This is a genomic window from Pseudomonas sp. PB105, from assembly GCF_009764655.1.
Taxonomy (GTDB): Bacteria; Pseudomonadota; Gammaproteobacteria; order Pseudomonadales; family Pseudomonadaceae; genus Aquipseudomonas; species Aquipseudomonas cyclaminis.
This window is the reverse complement of sequence record NZ_RWIO01000085.1, coordinates 17,457-33,991: the sequence shown is the minus strand read 5'-3', so window position 1 is coordinate 33,991 and position 16,535 is coordinate 17,457. Positions and strand designations below refer to the sequence as shown.

Sequence of the window (16,535 nt, the reverse complement as noted above, 5' to 3'; positions counted from 1 at the left end):
ACCTGCTCATGCAAGACCGCCCCGGCCCCGACATCGTCGCCGGCAACCGCCTGATGATCCAGGGCGACCGGCATTACGACTACGACGCCTTCGGCAACCTGATCGGTGAACGCAGAGGCAAAGGCCACCAACTGGTCACCGAATACCGCTACGACTGCCAGCACCGGTTGATCGGCATTACACAACCCAACGGGCAAACCGCCAGCTACCGCTACGACCCGTTTGGACGGCGTATCAGCAAGACCATTAAAGGTGTAACGACGGAGTTTTTCTGGCAAGGCGACAAGCTGATCGCCGAACACCATGCAGACCGCCACCGAAGCTTCATCTACGAACCCGACAGCTTTCGCCCGTTGGCGTTGCTGGAAGGCTTTGGCCCAACCGAAACCCAGCCCTACCACTACCAACTAGACCACCTCGGCACGCCACAGGAACTCAGCGACCCAGACGGCGAAATCGTCTGGTCCGCGCACTACCGCGCCTACGGCCAGATCAGTCGTCTCGACAAAAGCAAAATCGACAACCCGCTGCGGTTTCAAGGGCAGTACTTCGATGCGGAAAGCGGGCTGCACTACAACCGTCATCGCTACTACAATCCAGATGTTGGTCGTTACCTGACACCTGACCCGGTGAAGTTGGCGGGGGGAATCAACGGGTACCGATATGTGCCCAATCCCACTGGCTGGGTCGATCCGCGGGGACTGAACAGATGCCCCGGTACGGTAGGATGCGAACCATCCTTAGGCGCTGAAGATCCTTCAGCCCAAGCATTAAGTAAAAAATCAGAGCCCAACCTTCCAATTTCGCAAAATGACGAAGGGTATCTTTTTCGCGGGGACAAAATTCCTCCAGAAGAGGCATTCAAGAATGGCTTTAAAAGCAAGGGTTATAGCGAAGATTTATACCTACACGCAATTGACAGTAATGACCCTCCCAGCAACTTCATAAGCACATCGCCATCCCGAACCGTCGGGATCACTTTTGCTACCAGCTACGGCGAAAAAAAAGGCTACTTGTACACGCTTAAGAGTATTGAGGGGCATGATATAAATATAGAACTAGGAAAGCAGGCGCCGTACCCGAAAGAACTAGAGTTCGCTATCCATAATAAAATCGACACAGAGGATATATTAGGCGCAACCCCAGTAAAATCTGATGGAACTTACGTCGGATACTCCATACCAAACTCCAACAGGAAATAAAATGAAAACTAAAAATATAAAAGCAATAATCAACAAAGAACACAAGCAGGTCACCATCAAATATGACCCAACGAAGCTCACGATGACATTTTCAGAGGCCGACAATTTTGAAAAGGTTTATGAAGGGCATGACCTATATATTTGCTTCGCGAAAATCCGGGCAGACTTCCCGCATATAACCTTTTTATGCAAAGGGGCAAAAATAAACGTTAAACCGTCAAGAATGGCTTCTCAGATGAGCGCGGGACTCGTCGCATACGAAATGACTTTAGGTCAGCAAGCTACCAACGACGATATAGTCCATTTGTTTGACTACGAAGAGGAGAATCTAACAAACGACCTACAGGAACAAATAGATTTCTTCAGGAAATGGTTGGCGTCATTAGGTGCTCAAGATTACGAAAAATTTAACTGATTCATGATTGCCCATCCCCTGTGATAAGCCAGCTCACCACAGGGGAGAAACGATGTCCTTAAATCCCCGCCAACGCCAAATCCATCGCAAAGTACGTAAAGATCAGATCCGCCCCCGCCCGCTTGATCGACCCCAACGTCTCGCGCACCACTCGATCTTCATCAATCGCACCCGCCTGGGCGCCAAACTTGATCATCGCGTATTCACCGCTCACCTGGTACGCCGCCACCGGCAGGCGTGAGGCTTCGCGGATGTCGCGGATGATGTCGAGGTAGGCACCGGCCGGTTTGACCATGAGTGCATCCGCGCCTTCCTGTTCGTCGAGCAGCGATTCACGCACGGCTTCGCGGCGGTTCATGGGGTTCATCTGGTAGCTTTTGCGGTCGCCTTTGAGGGCGCTGCCGCCGGCCTCGCGGAAGGGGCCGTAGAGGGCCGAGGCGAATTTGGTGGAGTAGGCCATGATCGGGATATGGGTGAAACCGGCGTCATCCAGGGCGCGGCGGATGGCTTGGACTTGGCCATCCATGGCGGCCGACGGGGCGATCACGTCGGCGCCGGCGCGGGCAGCGGCCACGGCTTGTTTGCCGAGGTTGACCAGGGTCGCGTCGTTGTCGACGTGGGCGCCGTGCATCACGCCGCAGTGGCCGTGGTCGGTGTATTCGCAGAAGCAAGTGTCGGACATCACGATCATTTCCGGCACGGCGTCCTTGATGATCGAGGACATGCGCGAGACCAGGCCGCGTTCTTTCCAGGTGTCGCTACCGTTGGCATCCAAGTGATGAGACACACCGAAGGTCATCACCGACTTGATACCGGCACGGGCATAACGCTCGATCTCGGCGGCGAGCTTCTTCTCGGGAATCCGTTGCACACCCGGCATGCTGGTGATCGGCACGAAGTCGTCGATTTCTTCTTCGACGAAGATCGGCAGCACCAGATCGTTGAGGGTGAACTCGGTTTCCTGGAACAAACCACGCAGCTCCGGAGAGCGGCGCAGGCGGCGTGGGCGGGCTTGGGGGAACTGGCTGGTCATGGTTTTCCTGACATAAAGACTCAAACTTTGGGGCGAAAGCTTATGCCCACCGGCCCCGGCAGCACAAATACCAAGGGGCCAACAGTGTATTGCGGCGCTCGCAATAATGTATTGATCTAGAGGTGTAGACGCCCGTCGATGCACACCGCAACGGCGCCGCCGATCCAGATTTCCTCGCCCTGGCGCTCGACGCTGATACGCCCCGCGCGCCCCATGGCCGTGCCTTGGCTGACCACATAGCGCTCAGGCGCCAGGCCTTCACGCAACAGCCATTGGGCGACGCCGGCATTGAGGCTGCCCGTGGCCGGATCTTCCGGCGCGCCGTCGCCTGCGACAAAACCACGCACTTCAAACTGCGTATCCACATCGTCCTGCGCAGGGTCACAGGGGGCTATCACGCCCACGGCCAGCCCCATAAGCTGTGAATAATCAGGCTGTAACGCCAGGACCTGATCACGGTCCGCCAACATCACCACCAGCCACCCTGCGCCATTGTCGACCCACTGACTGCGTACGATACGGTCCGGCTCCAGGCACAGTCCCAGGCGCACACGCTCCAACACATCGTCCTCCACCGCGCCGGAACGCAACAACGGCGGCGCTATAAACGCCAGTTCATCGCCTTGACGACGGATACGCACCAGGCCGATTTCGCACTCCTGGACGATCTCCTCGCCTTTGGGCATCCCGCCCGCTGTCAGCCACGCATGGCAACTGCCCAGTGTCGGGTGCCCGGCGAATGGCAGCTCCTGCAAGGTGGTGAAAATTCTCACCCGGTAGTCAGCCCGAGGGTCGCGCGGCGTCAGTAAAAACGTGGTTTCACTGAGATTGGTCCACTTGGCGAAGTCCGCCATCTGCTGGTCGCTGAGGCTGTCGGCACCTAGGACCACCGCCAGCGGGTTGCCCTTGAGGGACACGCGGCTAAAGACATCCAGTTGTTTGAAATCGAAAGTCGGCATGCTTCAGCTCGGAATATTCAGTCCACGGATCACCGCCGGCCGGGCCACAAAGCCGTCCAGCACGCGCAGTACGTTAGGGAAATCGGCAATGCCGACGATATCGCCCGACTCATAAAAGCCAATCAGGTTGCGAATCCACGGGAAGGTAGCAATGTCGGCGATACTGTAGTCATCACCCATGATCCAGGTGCGACCGAGCAGGCGTTTTTCCAGCACTTCGAGCAAGCGACGGGATTCGGCAGCGTAGCGGTCGCGAGGGCGCTTGTCTTCGTAGGCCTTGCCGGCGAATTTGTTGAAAAAACCCAACTGGCCAAACATCGGGCCGATGCCGCCCATCTGGAACATCAGCCATTGAATCGTTTCATAACGTGTCGCCGGATCTTCGGAGAGCAACTGGCTGGTTTTTTCCGCCAGGTAGATCAGGATCGCGCCGGACTCAAACAGCGCCAAAGGCTGGCCGGCTGGGCCCTCGGGGTCGATGATCGCGGGGATTTTGTTGTTCGGATTGAGGGACAGGAACTCAGGGGACAACTGGTCCTGGGTCTCGAAACTGACCTTGTGTGCCTCATACGGCAGGCCCAACTCTTCAAGCATGATCGAGACTTTTACCCCGTTGGGTGTAGGCAACGAGTACAGTTGCAGGCGCTCGGGGTGCTGGGCAGGCCATTTGCTATTAATCGGGAACGCGGCGAGTGGGTTCATCGGTAAGTCCCTGGCTAGGCAGAAAGTCCCCATGATAGCCATCTACCCGGTGTCCTGCATGGGTCATCAATGCGCAACATCGGCGGGCTATTATCCCGCGTGGGCGAACCAATACGCCCGCGTGCACTCTTAAGTGCGCTAAAACGGTGAATGGAGGCACCTCGCTATACCGACAGGGAACACCGCAGGACGCCCCGGCGTCATTGGGGCCAGGCTTGTCCGCCTTAACGTGACGCACGAAGACTCGAACCTATAATGACGATCAAGCCTCTGCGCCTTGTGCAACGACTCAAACACTATTCATACATCATGCTGCCGCTGCTGCTGGTCAGCGGTGCCATGGTTGCTGCCCTCGACGCCCGTGAAAGCCGCGCCCAGCCTGTGGACGGTGTGCAAACCCTGGTGTTCCTGCGCCACGGCGAAAAACCCGCCGGCGGCCTCGGCCAGCTCAATTGCCAGGGCTTGAACCGCGCAATGAACCTGGCAACCCTGCTGCCGGAAAAGTTCGGCAAGGCCAACTTTGTATTTGCCGCCAACCCGACACGCAATGTCGAGGAAGGTGAGCTGGACAATTCCTACAGCTACATTCGCCCACTGATGACCATCAGCCCCAGCGCTATCAAATTGGGCCTGCCGGTAAACATTAAATTCTCCGCGAATGACACCAGCGACCTCGCCGATGAGCTGGTCGAGGACAAATACCACAACGCCACCATCTACACCGCCTGGTCCCACGGCTACCTGCCGGAGCTGATCAACAAGGTGGCGAGTGAAGCGTCCGGCGAAAAACACACGATTACCGACGACTGGTCCGGCAGTGACTACGACACGCTCTATGTGCTGACGCTGACCTGGCACAACGGCAAGGCCTCGCTGCTGAGCCGCAACTACAAGCAGGGCTTGAACGACGGCGATGAAACCTGCCCGGAACCGACACAGGTGAGTGCTGACAGCTGACAGCGTATGATGCGTCGCTATTGACTCATCGGCGGATCATCAGCATGTCCAACCTCTCCTCCACCCAGCCCGTCCGGGGCTGGTCTTTCTGGTGGAAACCAGCGCTATTCCTCTTGGTGGCCTGCGTAGGCCTCTATTACGTTAAGTGGTCGCCCTACTACTTCAAGGCGTTTGTGGCGGCCGACAATCACAGCATCGGCGCCTCGATTCTCAACGATCAACAAAGCTCGCCACTGGCGGCAGCACTGGCCTATGCCCAGGTGTATTTCCTGGCGATCTGGAAAGCCGCGGTGCTGGCGGTGATCCTTGGCTCCCTGCTGCAAGTGCTGATCCCCCGTGACTGGTTGCTACGCCTGTTCGGCCGCGCCGGCCTGGGCTCGACCGTGCGCGGCGGGCTGTTCGCCTTGCCAGGCATGATGTGCAGTTGCTGCGCCGCGCCGGTGGCGGCGGGCATGCGCCGCCAGCAGGTGTCGGTGGGCGCGGCGCTGGCCTTCTGGATCGCCAACCCGGTGCTGAATCCGGCCACCCTGGTGTTTATGGGCTTTGTGCTCGGCTGGGGTTTTACCGCGTTGCGGCTGGTGGCGGGCATTGTGTTGGTGGTGGGTGTGTCGCTGGTGGCGCAGCGTATTGCCCGGCCGGATCAGGTGCCGGAAGCGGCATTGGAGGCTGTAGCCGAAGTCAGCAGCACGGAGTCGCAACCATTCCTGAGCCGTTGGCTGCGCACGTTGTGGCAGTTGTTCTGGAACACGATCCCCATCTACATCCTGGCGGTGCTGGTCCTGGGCGCGGCGCGGGTATGGCTGTTCCCCCATGTCGACGGCGCCATGGCCAATAGCCTGGTGTGGTTGGTACCGCTGGCGATTGTCGGCACGCTGTTTGTAATTCCTACAGCGGCTGAAATCCCCATCGTACAAACCATGATGGCGCTGGGCATGGGCACCGGCCCGGCCGTGGCCTTGCTGATGACCCTGCCGAGCGTGAGCCTGCCGTCGCTGTTGATGCTGCGCAAGGATTTCGATGCGCGGGTGCTGGTGACGGTAGCCGGGTTGACCATGCTGGTGGGCGTGGTGTGTGGGTTGATCGGGGCGTTTATCCTCTGAGGGCTCGCTCGCGCAGATAGGCCGTGACGGCGCCCTGCTCTCCCGCGAACTCGATCCGTGCGCCTTTGCTTTCACGCTGGAAGGCGTACATCGGGTCGTAATATTCGCGCAACAGCCCTTCTATCCAAGCGCGATGCAGGTCCACGGCGCCGCTGCACGCCTGCTCCGCCAGGGCGTCCTGCATGATCGCGTGCAAGCGCTGGAAGCGCTCACCGCCCAGCCGCTTGTGTATATTCGCCAGACTTTGGGTAAGACGTTCGGCGAACAATGCGTAGCCGTCTTCGCCAAACACCGTATCAAACTCAACACACAGGTCGACTACATAGTCGCGCAGGATGCGTTCGACACGCCCTTCGACGCTGTCTTCCAGCCACACCATCGAGTAGCCCTGCATGCCTTTGTGCAGTGGCAGCGGCAGCGCGCAGCTGCCGATCATGCGGCTTTCGTCCTCGACCACAAACTGCTCAATGCCGCCCGCGCGTTTTTTCAGCAGGTCCACCGCCAGACGGTTCTCGAAGTCGATGTTGGACGGCTGCGTGGTGGCGCGCTTGCCGAAGCTGGAGCCACGATGGTTGGCGTGGCCTTCAAGGTCCAGGGCATTGGGCAACTGGCCGAGCACTTCGGTCTTGCCGGTGCCGGTCATGCCGCCGAGCAACACGAAATCACACTGAACGGTGGCCTGTTCAATAGTGTTCACGAGAAACGTTCGCATGGCCTTGTAGCCACCGCCGACCCGTGGGTACTCGATGCCGGCGTCGGTTTTCAACCATTGCTGCACAATCTGCGAACGCAACCCGCCGCGAAAACAGTACAGGTAACCGTCGGGATGGGCTTGGGCGAATTGTGCCCACTGTGCAATGCGCTCGGCCTTGATGGCGCCGGACACCAACTCATGCCCCAACACAATCGCCGCCTGCTGTCCTTGCTGCTTGTAGCAGGTGCCGATGCGCTGGCGCTCGTCATCGTTCATCAACGGCAGGTTGACCACGCCGGGGAACGCGCCCTTGATGAATTCCACCGGCGCGCGGGTATCCATCATCGGCCGGTCGCTGAGGAAAATGTCGCGGTAATCGGTGATGTCAGTTGCCATCAAAACACCTCTACCGCGTTGGTCTGTCGCTCAACCAGAACGCCGATCGGCGCCAGGCTCAAGCCCAGTTCCGCCGCCACGGCGTGGAACTCGGCGTCACCTTCAGGTGTGACGGCGATCAGCAGCCCGCCGCTGGTCTGCGGGTCGCACAGCACGCGCTTGTGCAGCTCTTGCACGCGCCCGAGCTTGCTGGCGTAGCTGTCGAAGTTGCGTAACGTGCCACCGGGCACACAACCCTGATCCAGGTAGTACTCGACCCCAGGCAGCCGTGGGACTTTTTCATATTCGATGCGTGCGGTCAGGCCGCTGCCGTCAGCCATTTCCACCAGATGACCCAACAGGCCGAAACCGGTGACATCGGTCATGGCCGTTACCCCGGCCAGCTTGCCGAAGCGGCTGCCGGGTTTGTTGAGGGTGCACATCCAGTCGCGGGCCAGGCCGATGTCGGCCTCGCGCAGCTTGCCCTTCTTTTCGGCAGTGGTGAGGATGCCGATGCCCAGCGGCTTGGTCAGGTACAACTGGCAGCCGGCGGTAGCCGTGTCGTTGCGCTTCATATGGCGCTTTTGCACGATGCCGGTCACGGCCAGGCCGAAGATCGGCTCCGGCGCGTCGATAGAGTGGCCGCCTGCCAGGGGGATACCGGCGGCGTCGCACACCGAGCGGCCACCACGGATCACTTCCCGAGCAATCTCGGGCGCCAGCACGTTCACCGGCCAGCCGAGAATGGCGATGGCCATCAACGGGTCGCCGCCCATGGCGTAGATGTCGCTGATGGCATTGGTGGCGGCGATGCGGCCGAAGTCGAAGGGGTCATCGACAATCGGCATGAAAAAGTCAGTGGTGGAGACCACGCCGCGCTCGTCGTCGATGGCGTACACCGCCGCATCATCCCGCGAGGCATTGCCAACCCACAGGTTGGGGTCGAGGTTCTGGGCGCCGCTGCCGGCGAGAATCACTTCCAACACTTGGGGCGATATCTTGCAACCACACCCCGCGCCATGGCTGTATTGGGTAAGACGAATCGGCTCGTTCATGTAGGACCTCACGCTATCAAGTGTCGGGATTCTAACAGACAGCAAAAAGCCGGCTGGGCTCTTGTGAGCACAGCCGGCTTTCAGGTTTCGGCGGTTACTGGCGGGCAGCGAGCAAACGCTTGTGGCGGTTACGTCGTGCGATGTTCAAGCACTCGATGGCCGCCGAGAAGGCCATGGCCGCGTACACGTAGCCTTTAGGCACATGGGCGCCGAAGCCTTCGGCGATCAGCGTCATGCCGATCATAATCAGGAAGCCCAGGGCCAGCATCACCACGGTCGGGTTGTCGTTGATGAACTTGGCCAGCGGTTCAGCCGCCACCAGCATCACGATCACCGATGTCACCACGGCAATGATCATGATCGGCAAGTGCTCGGTCATGCCCACGGCGGTAATGATGCTGTCGATGGAGAACACCAGGTCGAGCAACAGGATCTGCCCGATCGCTGCGGCGAAGCCGATGGCCACGGTGTTGCCAACCGATGCTTTCTCTTCCGGCTCCGGGTCCATGCTGTGATGGATCTCGGTGGTGGCCTTCCACACCAGGAACAAGCCGCCGGCGATCAGGATCATGTCCTTCCACGAAAACGCCTGGCCGAGCACTTCGAACACCGGCGCCGTCAACTGCACGATGAACGCGATGGTGCTCAACAGGCCCAGGCGCAATATCAGCGCCATGCTGATACCGATGCGCCGTGCCTTGGCCCGGTGCTGCTCAGGTAGTTTGTTGGTGAGGATGGAGATAAAGATCAGGTTATCGATGCCCAGCACGATTTCCATGACGATCAAGGTGGCCAGTGCAACCCAGGCGGTGGGGCTGGCGGCCAGTTGTAAAAGGTAATCCATAGGTCAGTCCTGAGGTTGTGCTGGGAAATTAAGCTTCTTTACTGTTCGAGTCAGACTCTTTTTCTTCCTGATCGTCCTTTTTCTGCGGGCTGATCAGGCCTTGTGTCGCTTCACTCAATGCCTGCTCGGCGGCCTTGTGGGTGTCATCGATGGCTTGCTTGGCCGACTCGGTGGCCTTGCCCAACACCTGCTGCGCGCTTTTCTCGACCTGATCGCAACCGCTGATCACTACCAATGAAAGCGCAAGCAGCGATGCCGCGCCCAGGGAATTGAGTTTCATGATGTATTCCTCGTTAGAACCATTGGGTCCAAATAGTGGCCCCGCGATAGCGAGGCATTCTATGCAGGCGAACACTTCAGGAAAATTCGTATTTTTCTCGCGTATACTTCGGTTTTTACGAAGTGACGGCCGCGATGCTCAATTACCGACAATTGCACTACTTCTGGGTTGTGGCCAAGACCGGCAGCATTGTGCGCGCCTGCGAGCAACTCAACCTTACCCCCCAGACCATCAGCGGGCAGATCAGCCTGCTGGAGCAAACCTTCGGTATCGCGCTGTTCCAACGGGTCGGCCGCCAGCTGGAGCTGACCGAAGCCGGGCGCCAGGCTCTGCCCTATGCCGAGCAAATGTTCCAGACCGGTAATGAATTGGAAGCGATGCTGCGCGCACAACCCAATGAACAGCAGATTGTGTTCCGGGTCGGGGTGGCGGATGTGGTGCCCAAGTCCATCGTTTATCGCCTGATCGCGCCGACCATGGAGCTGAGCGAGCCGCTGCGCATCACCTGCCGCGAAGACAAACTCGAACGCCTATTGGCCGACCTGGCGATCCAGCGCCTGGATCTGGTGATTTCCGACAGCCCCATGCCGTCGCACCTGGACATTAAGGGCTACAGCCAGAAACTGGGGGAATGTGGCATCAGCTTCTTTGCTACTCAGGCCTTGGCTGACCAACATGGCGGCGATTTCCCACAGTGCCTGCATGGCGCGCCGCTGTTGATTCCGGGCGCGGAGACGGTGGTGCGCAGCCGCCTGCAACGCTGGTTTGCCGAGCAGCAGATCCAGCCGAAGATCATCGGCGAGTTCGACGACAGCGCCCTGATGCAGGCATTTGGCCAATCCGGCAGCGGGATTTTTATCGCCCCCAGCGTGATCGCCGAAGAAGTCGTGCGCCAATACGGCGTGGCGCTGATTGGCCAGACTGACGCGGTCACCGAGTCGTTCTACGCGATCTCGGTGGAACGCAAGGTCAAGCACCCCGGCATCGTGGCGATTACCGAAGGGGCAAGGCGCGAGTTGTTTACCGCCCTGCCTTGACGGCTCAGGCCCTGGAGGCGACCGGTTGTTTGGCGGTCATCAGCCACAGCGCCAGCAGGATTGACACCAGAATAAACCCGGACGCTGCAAACCCCAGGCTGCCCAGGCCCAAGGTGTCGATCACCTGTCCACCGACCAACGCGCCCAAGCCAATCCCCAGGTTGGCCCCGGCAATGTTCAGCGACGCGGCAAACGCTGGCGCATGGGGCGCGGCCTTCATCAGCCGCACATGGCTGACCAGGAACATCGCTGCCTGGGTCACGCCCCACACCGCCATCGCCGCAGCCAGGCCGACGGCGGAATGAATCGCCGGGACCAATGCCACCATGCCGGCGATCATAAAGCCGCAGAACACCATCGACGCGATCAACGGGTGGCGATCCACCGCACGGCCGCCCAACGAGTTGCCGATCAATCCGACCGCGCCAAAGCCCATCAGGCACCAGCCCACCAACGTGCCATCAAACCCAGCCAGGCGCTCAAGGATGTCGGCCAAATAGGTGTAGGCCGTGAACATACCGCTGAACACCAGGATCGACAGCAGGATATGGCCCTGCATCAAGGGGTTGCGCAGGATCTTGAACTGCGAGCGCAGTGTCACCTCATCGTTCTTCGGCTTCGTCACCGGCAGGTAGATAAACAGCAGCAAAGCCTTGGCCAACGCCACCACCGCCAGGATAGCGAACGCGGTGCGCCAGCCGAACATATCGGAAATCAGCGTGCCCACCGGGATGCCGAACACGGTGGCGCAGACAATGCCGAAGCCGATTTTTTCGATGGCACGCCCGGCATATTCCGGGCCGACGATGTCGACCGCCGTTTCACTGGCCAAAGCCCAGAATACCGGCAGGCCGAGGGCCGGGATCAGCCGCGCCACGGCCATTACCCAGATATTCGGCGCCAACGCGGCCACGGTATTGGCCACCGCGAACATGATCAGGATGCTGATAAATAGGCGCTTGCGTGGGAAACGAGCGCAATACGCCGTCAGAAACGGCCCAAACGCTGCCACGGTGAACGCGAACAGCGTCACCAGCAGACCCGCCTGGGACACGCTGACGTTCAGGTCCCGGGCAATCGACGGCAATAGCCCGACGATGATGAACTCTGTGGTCAGCACGGTAAAGCCGGCGGCCGACAGCAGCAGGATGGGAAACAGCATCAAAACTCCAGAAACAACGACATCAACGACAGCCCGAAGGGCCCGCTGACGGAATAGGAAAAGTGAGAGGGATGAATCTTAACAGAGTGTGTCCGGGTTTGACCAAGACCCTACGGCGCGGGTGACGGAATGCCGCATCGAGCGGGACGTGTCCTACAGCATGGTAGACTTGGCGCCTGTTCCTACAGCGCTTTCGCCTGCAATGCTGCGTCCTACTAAAAAAACTAGAGACAACTGTTTATGACTGCTGCCCCCTCCCTGTTGCAACGACTTATGCGCGTCAGCCTGGTTACCCAAATCGTTATCGGCCTGATCGCCGGTATCCTGCTGGCCCTGCTGATGCCCGAGGCCGCCCAGGCCACCGGATTTATTGGCAAGGTGTTCGTCACCGCGCTCAAGGCCGTGGCGCCGATCCTGGTGTTCGTGTTGGTAATGTCGTCGATCGCCAACCATAAACACGGCCAGGAAACGCACATCAAGCCGATCCTGTTCCTCTACCTGCTCGGCACCTTTGCCGCCGCAGTGGTGGCGGTGGTGGCAAGCATGTGGTTTCCGTCGCCCCTGGTGCTCGCCACCCACGACGTGACCGTTACCGCCCCCGGCGGCATCGCCGAAGTGCTGCAAAGCCTGCTGCTCAGCGTGGTGGACAACCCGGTCAGCGCGCTGATGAACGCCAACTTCATTGGCATCCTGGCCTGGGCCATCGGCATGGGCATCGCCATTCGCCATGCGGGCGAAACCACCCGTACCGTGCTGGATGATTTGTCCAACGGCGTGACCCTGATCGTGCGCGTGGTGATCCGCTTCGCCCCGCTGGGCATTTTCGGTCTGGTCGCCTCGACCCTCGCCACTTCCGGTTTCGGCGCCCTGCTCGGCTATGCACATCTGCTGATGGTGTTGATCGGCTGCATGTTGTTCGTGGCCCTGGTGGTCAACCCAGCCATCGTGTTCTGGAAACTGCGCCGCAACCCGTACCCCCTGGTGCTGATGTGCCTGCGCGAGAGCGGCATCACCGCGTTCTTCACCCGCAGTTCGGCGGCGAACATCCCGGTCAACCTGGCGTTGAGCAAGCGCCTGGGCCTGCATGAAGACACCTACTCGGTGTCGATCCCGCTGGGCGCCACCATCAACATGGCCGGTGCTGCGATTACCATCACCGTGCTGACCCTGGCGGCGGTGCATACCTTGGGCATCAACGTCGACCTGCCGACCGCCGTGCTGCTCAGCGTGGTCGCGGCCGTGTGTGCCTGTGGCGCTTCGGGTGTGGCCGGTGGCTCGCTGTTGCTGATTCCGCTGGCGTGCAGCCTGTTTGGCATCCCGAGTGAAATCGCCATGCAGGTGGTGGCTGTCGGCTTCATCATCGGCGTGCTGCAGGATTCGGCGGAAACCGCGCTCAACTCGTCCACCGACGTGCTGTTCACCGCCGCCGCATGCCTGGGCAAGGAAGAACAGCCGGCTTAAACGCCGCTGACAAAAAAGCCCGGTGTGGTTCTTGAGTGAACCACACCGGGCTTTTTTATGGCTGGAGGCTTAGAAAGCGCCCATGTAGTCACGCTTGCCCACTTCCACACCGTTGTGGCGCAGCAAGGCGTAAGCAGTGGTGACGTGGAAGAAGAATTGCGGCAGGCCGTAGGTCAGCAGGTAGGACTGGCCGCTGAAGCGCTTCTCTTTCGGGGTGCCCGGGCGAGTGATGATCTCGATACCTTCCTTGCCGTCGACTTGCTCAGGCTTGATGGTGTCGACAAACGCCAGGACCTTGGCGATCAGCGCTTGCAGGTCGGCGAAGGTCACTTCGCTGTCTTCGTATTTAGGCACTTCGATCTCGGCCAGGCGCGCAGAAACACCCTTGGCGAAGTCGACGGCGATTTGCACCTGGCGCACCAGCGCGAACATGTCCGGGAACAGACGCGCTTGCAGCAGGGCGTTGGGTTCGATGTTCTTGGCGGTGGCGTGGGCTTCAGCCTTGTTCAGCACATCGCTCAAGGCGTTGAGCATTTGCTTGAAGACTGGGATGGAGGCGGCGTACAGGGAAATAGTCATAACAGTCTCATCGGTAATGGCAGGGTTGGAACCAGCGGCGATTATAGCCATGCCTGCGGCTTGTCTTTTATTTTTTCAGGATTAGGCTAGTGGCCTTCACTGCATAGGGAAAGCGCGATGACCGCCGAGCACGACACCGACACCCCTGAGCCGCGCCTGAACAGCACGGAAATCCGCATTCTGGGCTGCCTGATCGAAAAACAGGCGACCAACCCGGAAACCTACCCCCTGACCCTCAACGCCCTGGTGCTGGCCTGCAACCAGAAAACCAGCCGCGAGCCGGTGACAAACCTCAGCCAGGGCCAGGTCGGGCAAAGCCTTCGCGCTCTGGAAGGCCAAGGCTTTGCCCGACTGGTGATGGGCAGCCGCGCCGACCGCTGGGAACATCGCGTAGACAAGGCGCTGGAGCTCGTGCCGGCCCAGGTGATCCTGATCGGCCTGCTGTTTCTACGTGGACCGCAGACCGTCAATGAGCTGCTGACCCGTAGCGGGCGCATGCATGACTTCGAAGATGCCGAGCAAGTGGTGCACCAGCTGGAACGCCTGATTGCTCGCGGATTGGCGCTGCTGGTGCCGCGTCAGGCGGGGCAGCGTGAAGATCGCTATACCCATGCGCTGGGGGATCCGGCGGACATCGAGGTGATCATCGCGGCGCGGGGGAATCCGGTGGAGCGTGGGGCTGGCGTGTCTGCGGAGCGCATAGAAGAGTTGGAAGCGCGGATTGCAGCGCTTGAAGAGCGCCTGGCACACCTGGAACAGGCGTAACGCAGTAAACAATGTGGGAGGGGGCTTGCCCCCGATGGCGGTGGTTCAGTTGGAACAGCTTTGACTGACAGACTGCTATCAGGGGGCAAGCCCCCTCCCACATTTGATCACCAGCAATCTTCAGCTTCGGGCGAAGGCCACGGCTTTTTCGAATTGATCCTGGGTTGGCCGCACCCCGGTATAAAGCACAAACTGCTCCAGCGCCTGGATTGCAATCACTTCCAGCCCGGTAATCACCCGCTTGCCTTGAGCCCGCCCACGCACGATCAACGGCGTTTCGGCGGGGATCGCCACCACATCGAACACAGTCTCGGCGTTATCAACCGCATCCGCTTCAAACGCCAGCGCATCGGCCTCGGCGCCGCCGGTCATGCCGATCGGTGTCACGTTGACCAGCATCTGCGGCCGCATGTCGCCCAGTTCTGCACGCCACTCATACCCCAAGCTCTGCGCCAGCGCCCTGCCCGCGGCTTCATTGCGCGCCACGATCACGCCGTTGGTATACCCCCCGTCACGCAAGGCGCTGCCCACGGCCTTGGCCATGCCGCCGCTGCCGCGCAAGGCGAAGGTGGAATCTTTCGGCACAGCGTGCTTTTTCAGCAGTTGCTCGACGGCGATGTAATCGGTGTTGTAGGCCTTCAGGTGCCCATCGGTATTGACGATGGTGTTGAGGGAGGCGATGGCTTGAACCGAATCGTCGAGTTCGTCCACTAAGGCGATGGCGGCCTCTTTGAACGGCATCGAGACCCCGCAACCGCGAATGCCCAACGCCCGGATACCGCCGATCGCGCCGGGCAAATCCTGGCTGCTGAACGCCTTATAGTAGAAATTCAGACCCAACTGTTCGTACAGGTGGTTATGAAACCGCAGGCCAAAATTCCCGGGGCGGGCCGACAGTGACATGCACAGCTGGGTGTCCTTGTTGGGGTGCATCTGCATGGATAACTCCTTTGAGTAAGCAAATCGGTACAGACCTTACACAACCTTTACCTAGCGGCCGTGCTGTTTTTCAGAAATATGTTGTCTTAAAAGTATCCCCGCGACGTTACTTGAGTCTATTGATTGCAGACCACAAGCGCAGGGACCAACCGAGGAATGACCATGATTCGTAAAATCCCCAAGATCGCCTTGCTGGTAGGTGCACTCGCTATGGCCGGCCAAGCCTCCGCCCACGGTGGTGGATGGGGTGGCCCGGCCGTCTTGGGTGCACTGGTCGGCGCCGCCGTGGTGGGCTCCGTGGTTGCCAGCCAACCCCGTGAGGTCTATGTGCAGCAGCCGGTCTACGTGCAACCGCAGCCGGTATATGCCGCGCCACCGCCGGTCTACTACGCACCGCCCCCGCCGGTGTATGTGCAGCAAGAGGTGTATTACCGCCCGGCACCGGTCTATTACGGCCCACCCCGTGGTTATTACGGCCCTCCCCACGGCTACTACCGTCGCGGTTGGTAAGCCCTTATCGTGATGTCGGAAACAGGCCTCGCCCTACAAGCGGGGCCTTTTTTTGTGTACGACGTCCGGATTTATCGTGCCAAGGTCGTTCTGAGGACAATGGCCAAGCGGCAATCCCACACTATTAAGGTCGAAAGTCTACTTGCCCGACCGGGGCTTACGCTGTCATGTTTGTGTCACCACACACTCCCACTATCGATCCAGTCCCCCAATAACAACCCAATAACAACAAGGACGACAGACCATGCCCACACAAAACCCGCACCGCACCGCTGGCCTCTGTACGTCCAGCAAGGTCTACAGCGCCCTCACGGAGCTCAAGCACCTGGAAGGCCACCGCACTGCAAAGTTCCTGGCGTTGTTGGCGGAAAACCTGGTGCGCAAAGGCCTGCTCAATGAGCAGGAAGTGGTGAGCATGCTCGATCAGGTAGTCGACTGACGCCTTTTGTTGATGTCGACTATTGAC

At 59.7% G+C, this 16,535-nt stretch carries 19 protein-coding genes; 9 read left to right on the top strand and 10 right to left on the bottom strand.

Annotation, left to right across the window (positions count from 1 at the left end):
• A partial coding sequence (locus EJD88_RS20570) for an RHS repeat-associated core domain-containing protein (RefSeq protein ID WP_178117300.1) occupies nt 1-1,202 on the top strand: 1,202 nt, incomplete at its 5' end.
• Between the two features lies 1 nt (nt 1,203).
• Nucleotides 1,204-1,617 carry a hypothetical protein gene (locus EJD88_RS20565; RefSeq protein WP_158878883.1) on the top strand — a complete coding sequence of 138 codons (414 nt, stop codon included), beginning with the start codon at nt 1,204-1,206 and terminating at the stop codon, nt 1,615-1,617.
• Nucleotides 1,618-1,675: 58 nt separating this feature from the next.
• Here EJD88_RS20565 and hemB read toward each other — a convergent pair whose 3' ends face one another.
• The 3 genes from hemB to EJD88_RS20550 form a co-directional block, all read right to left on the bottom strand.
• Complete coding sequence (hemB, locus tag EJD88_RS20560) at nt 1,676-2,650, bottom strand: porphobilinogen synthase (protein ID WP_112194491.1); 975 nt, start codon at nt 2,648-2,650, stop codon at nt 1,676-1,678.
• Between the two features lie 116 nt (nt 2,651-2,766).
• Nucleotides 2,767-3,609 (bottom strand): PhzF family phenazine biosynthesis protein, encoded by an 843-nt coding sequence (locus EJD88_RS20555; RefSeq protein ID WP_158878882.1) that lies wholly within the window; start codon nt 3,607-3,609, stop codon nt 2,767-2,769.
• A 3-nt stretch (nt 3,610-3,612) separates the two neighbouring features.
• Nucleotides 3,613-4,311 (bottom strand): glutathione S-transferase N-terminal domain-containing protein, encoded by a 699-nt coding sequence (locus EJD88_RS20550; protein WP_158878881.1) that lies wholly within the window; start codon nt 4,309-4,311, stop codon nt 3,613-3,615.
• Nucleotides 4,312-4,566: 255 nt separating this feature from the next.
• Here EJD88_RS20550 and EJD88_RS20545 point away from each other — a divergent pair, with 255 nt between their 5' ends.
• Together EJD88_RS20545 and EJD88_RS20540 are read left to right on the top strand one after the other, a co-directional pair.
• The gene (locus tag EJD88_RS20545; RefSeq protein WP_099584890.1) at nt 4,567-5,268 is read left to right on the top strand and encodes a histidine phosphatase family protein; all 702 of its coding nucleotides are present in this window, start codon (nt 4,567-4,569) and stop codon (nt 5,266-5,268) included.
• A 44-nt stretch (nt 5,269-5,312) separates the two neighbouring features.
• Nucleotides 5,313-6,368 (top strand): permease, encoded by a 1,056-nt coding sequence (locus EJD88_RS20540; protein ID WP_099584889.1) that lies wholly within the window; start codon nt 5,313-5,315, stop codon nt 6,366-6,368.
• Here the strand turns inward: EJD88_RS20540 and mnmH are convergent.
• The 4 genes from mnmH to EJD88_RS20520 all read right to left on the bottom strand — a co-directional run bounded on the left by mnmH (nt 6,358) and on the right by EJD88_RS20520 (nt 9,616).
• Nucleotides 6,358-7,458 carry a tRNA 2-selenouridine(34) synthase MnmH gene (gene mnmH, locus EJD88_RS20535; protein WP_158878880.1) on the bottom strand — a complete coding sequence of 367 codons (1,101 nt, stop codon included), beginning with the start codon at nt 7,456-7,458 and terminating at the stop codon, nt 6,358-6,360. The two genes, EJD88_RS20540 and mnmH, sit on opposite strands and share 11 nt — an antisense overlap.
• A complete protein-coding gene (gene selD / locus EJD88_RS20530; RefSeq protein WP_122305336.1) occupies nt 7,458-8,492 on the bottom strand; it encodes a selenide, water dikinase SelD in 1,035 nt (344 codons plus the stop codon). Before selD ends, mnmH begins: the two co-directional genes overlap by 1 nt.
• Nucleotides 8,493-8,586: 94 nt before the next feature.
• Nucleotides 8,587-9,336: a TerC family protein gene (locus EJD88_RS20525; RefSeq protein ID WP_032886672.1), complete on the bottom strand. Its 750-nt coding sequence runs from the start codon at nt 9,334-9,336 to the stop codon at nt 8,587-8,589.
• Nucleotides 9,337-9,364: 28 nt separating this feature from the next.
• A complete protein-coding gene (locus EJD88_RS20520; protein WP_112194479.1) occupies nt 9,365-9,616 on the bottom strand; it encodes a hypothetical protein in 252 nt (83 codons plus the stop codon).
• A gap of 134 nt (nt 9,617-9,750) precedes the next feature.
• On the opposite strand from EJD88_RS20520, the gene nhaR reads away from it, so the two are divergent.
• Nucleotides 9,751-10,653, top strand: a complete 903-nt coding sequence (gene nhaR, locus EJD88_RS20515) for a transcriptional activator NhaR (protein ID WP_112194477.1) — start codon at nt 9,751-9,753, stop codon at nt 10,651-10,653.
• A gap of 4 nt (nt 10,654-10,657) precedes the next feature.
• Here nhaR and EJD88_RS20510 read toward each other — a convergent pair whose 3' ends face one another.
• Entirely contained in the window at nt 10,658-11,815 is a 1,158-nt protein-coding gene (locus tag EJD88_RS20510; RefSeq protein ID WP_158878879.1) for an MFS transporter, read from the bottom strand.
• A gap of 240 nt (nt 11,816-12,055) precedes the next feature.
• Here EJD88_RS20510 and sstT point away from each other — a divergent pair, with 240 nt between their 5' ends.
• Complete coding sequence (gene sstT, locus EJD88_RS20505) at nt 12,056-13,276, top strand: serine/threonine transporter SstT (protein WP_158878878.1); 1,221 nt, start codon at nt 12,056-12,058, stop codon at nt 13,274-13,276.
• Nucleotides 13,277-13,345: 69 nt separating this feature from the next.
• Here sstT and EJD88_RS20500 read toward each other — a convergent pair whose 3' ends face one another.
• On the bottom strand, nt 13,346-13,855 hold the full coding sequence (locus EJD88_RS20500; RefSeq protein ID WP_032886679.1) for a DUF1993 family protein: 510 nt from the start codon (nt 13,853-13,855) through the stop codon (nt 13,346-13,348).
• 117 nt (nt 13,856-13,972) lie between these two features.
• Here EJD88_RS20500 and EJD88_RS20495 point away from each other — a divergent pair, with 117 nt between their 5' ends.
• Nucleotides 13,973-14,620, top strand: coding sequence for a YceH family protein (locus EJD88_RS20495; protein ID WP_099584882.1), 648 nt, complete (start codon nt 13,973-13,975; stop codon nt 14,618-14,620).
• 120 nt (nt 14,621-14,740) lie between these two features.
• Here EJD88_RS20495 and EJD88_RS20490 read toward each other — a convergent pair whose 3' ends face one another.
• Complete coding sequence (locus EJD88_RS20490; RefSeq protein WP_158878877.1) at nt 14,741-15,559, bottom strand: shikimate 5-dehydrogenase; 819 nt, start codon at nt 15,557-15,559, stop codon at nt 14,741-14,743.
• A gap of 156 nt (nt 15,560-15,715) precedes the next feature.
• On the opposite strand from EJD88_RS20490, the gene EJD88_RS20485 reads away from it, so the two are divergent.
• Nucleotides 15,716-16,069, top strand: a complete 354-nt coding sequence (locus tag EJD88_RS20485) for a hypothetical protein (protein ID WP_099584880.1) — start codon at nt 15,716-15,718, stop codon at nt 16,067-16,069.
• A 244-nt stretch (nt 16,070-16,313) separates the two neighbouring features.
• A complete protein-coding gene (locus tag EJD88_RS20480; protein WP_032886687.1) occupies nt 16,314-16,508 on the top strand; it encodes a hypothetical protein in 195 nt (64 codons plus the stop codon).
• The last annotated feature ends 27 nt before the right edge of the window (nt 16,509-16,535 follow it).

Bases quoted from the DNA above. Each gene is read 5' to 3' on its own strand.
- EJD88_RS20565 (WP_158878883.1), top strand. From the start codon at position 1,204: ATGAAAACTAAAAATATAAAAGCAATAATCAACAAAGAACACAAGCAG.
- hemB (WP_112194491.1), bottom strand. From the start codon at position 2,650: ATGACCAGCCAGTTCCCCCAAGCCCGCCCACGCCGCCTGCGCCGCTCT.
- EJD88_RS20555 (WP_158878882.1), bottom strand. From the start codon at position 3,609: ATGCCGACTTTCGATTTCAAACAACTGGATGTCTTTAGCCGCGTGTCC.
- EJD88_RS20550 (WP_158878881.1), bottom strand. From the start codon at position 4,311: ATGAACCCACTCGCCGCGTTCCCGATTAATAGCAAATGGCCTGCCCAG.
- EJD88_RS20545 (WP_099584890.1), top strand. From the start codon at position 4,567: ATGACGATCAAGCCTCTGCGCCTTGTGCAACGACTCAAACACTATTCA.
- EJD88_RS20540 (WP_099584889.1), top strand. From the start codon at position 5,313: ATGTCCAACCTCTCCTCCACCCAGCCCGTCCGGGGCTGGTCTTTCTGG.
- mnmH (WP_158878880.1), bottom strand. From the start codon at position 7,458: ATGGCAACTGACATCACCGATTACCGCGACATTTTCCTCAGCGACCGG.
- selD (WP_122305336.1), bottom strand. From the start codon at position 8,492: ATGAACGAGCCGATTCGTCTTACCCAATACAGCCATGGCGCGGGGTGT.
- EJD88_RS20525 (WP_032886672.1), bottom strand. From the start codon at position 9,336: ATGGATTACCTTTTACAACTGGCCGCCAGCCCCACCGCCTGGGTTGCA.
- EJD88_RS20520 (WP_112194479.1), bottom strand. From the start codon at position 9,616: ATGAAACTCAATTCCCTGGGCGCGGCATCGCTGCTTGCGCTTTCATTG.
- nhaR (WP_112194477.1), top strand. From the start codon at position 9,751: ATGCTCAATTACCGACAATTGCACTACTTCTGGGTTGTGGCCAAGACC.
- EJD88_RS20510 (WP_158878879.1), bottom strand. From the start codon at position 11,815: ATGCTGTTTCCCATCCTGCTGCTGTCGGCCGCCGGCTTTACCGTGCTG.
- sstT (WP_158878878.1), top strand. From the start codon at position 12,056: ATGACTGCTGCCCCCTCCCTGTTGCAACGACTTATGCGCGTCAGCCTG.
- EJD88_RS20500 (WP_032886679.1), bottom strand. From the start codon at position 13,855: ATGACTATTTCCCTGTACGCCGCCTCCATCCCAGTCTTCAAGCAAATG.
- EJD88_RS20495 (WP_099584882.1), top strand. From the start codon at position 13,973: ATGACCGCCGAGCACGACACCGACACCCCTGAGCCGCGCCTGAACAGC.
- EJD88_RS20490 (WP_158878877.1), bottom strand. From the start codon at position 15,559: ATGCAGATGCACCCCAACAAGGACACCCAGCTGTGCATGTCACTGTCG.
- EJD88_RS20485 (WP_099584880.1), top strand. From the start codon at position 15,716: ATGACCATGATTCGTAAAATCCCCAAGATCGCCTTGCTGGTAGGTGCA.
- EJD88_RS20480 (WP_032886687.1), top strand. From the start codon at position 16,314: ATGCCCACACAAAACCCGCACCGCACCGCTGGCCTCTGTACGTCCAGC.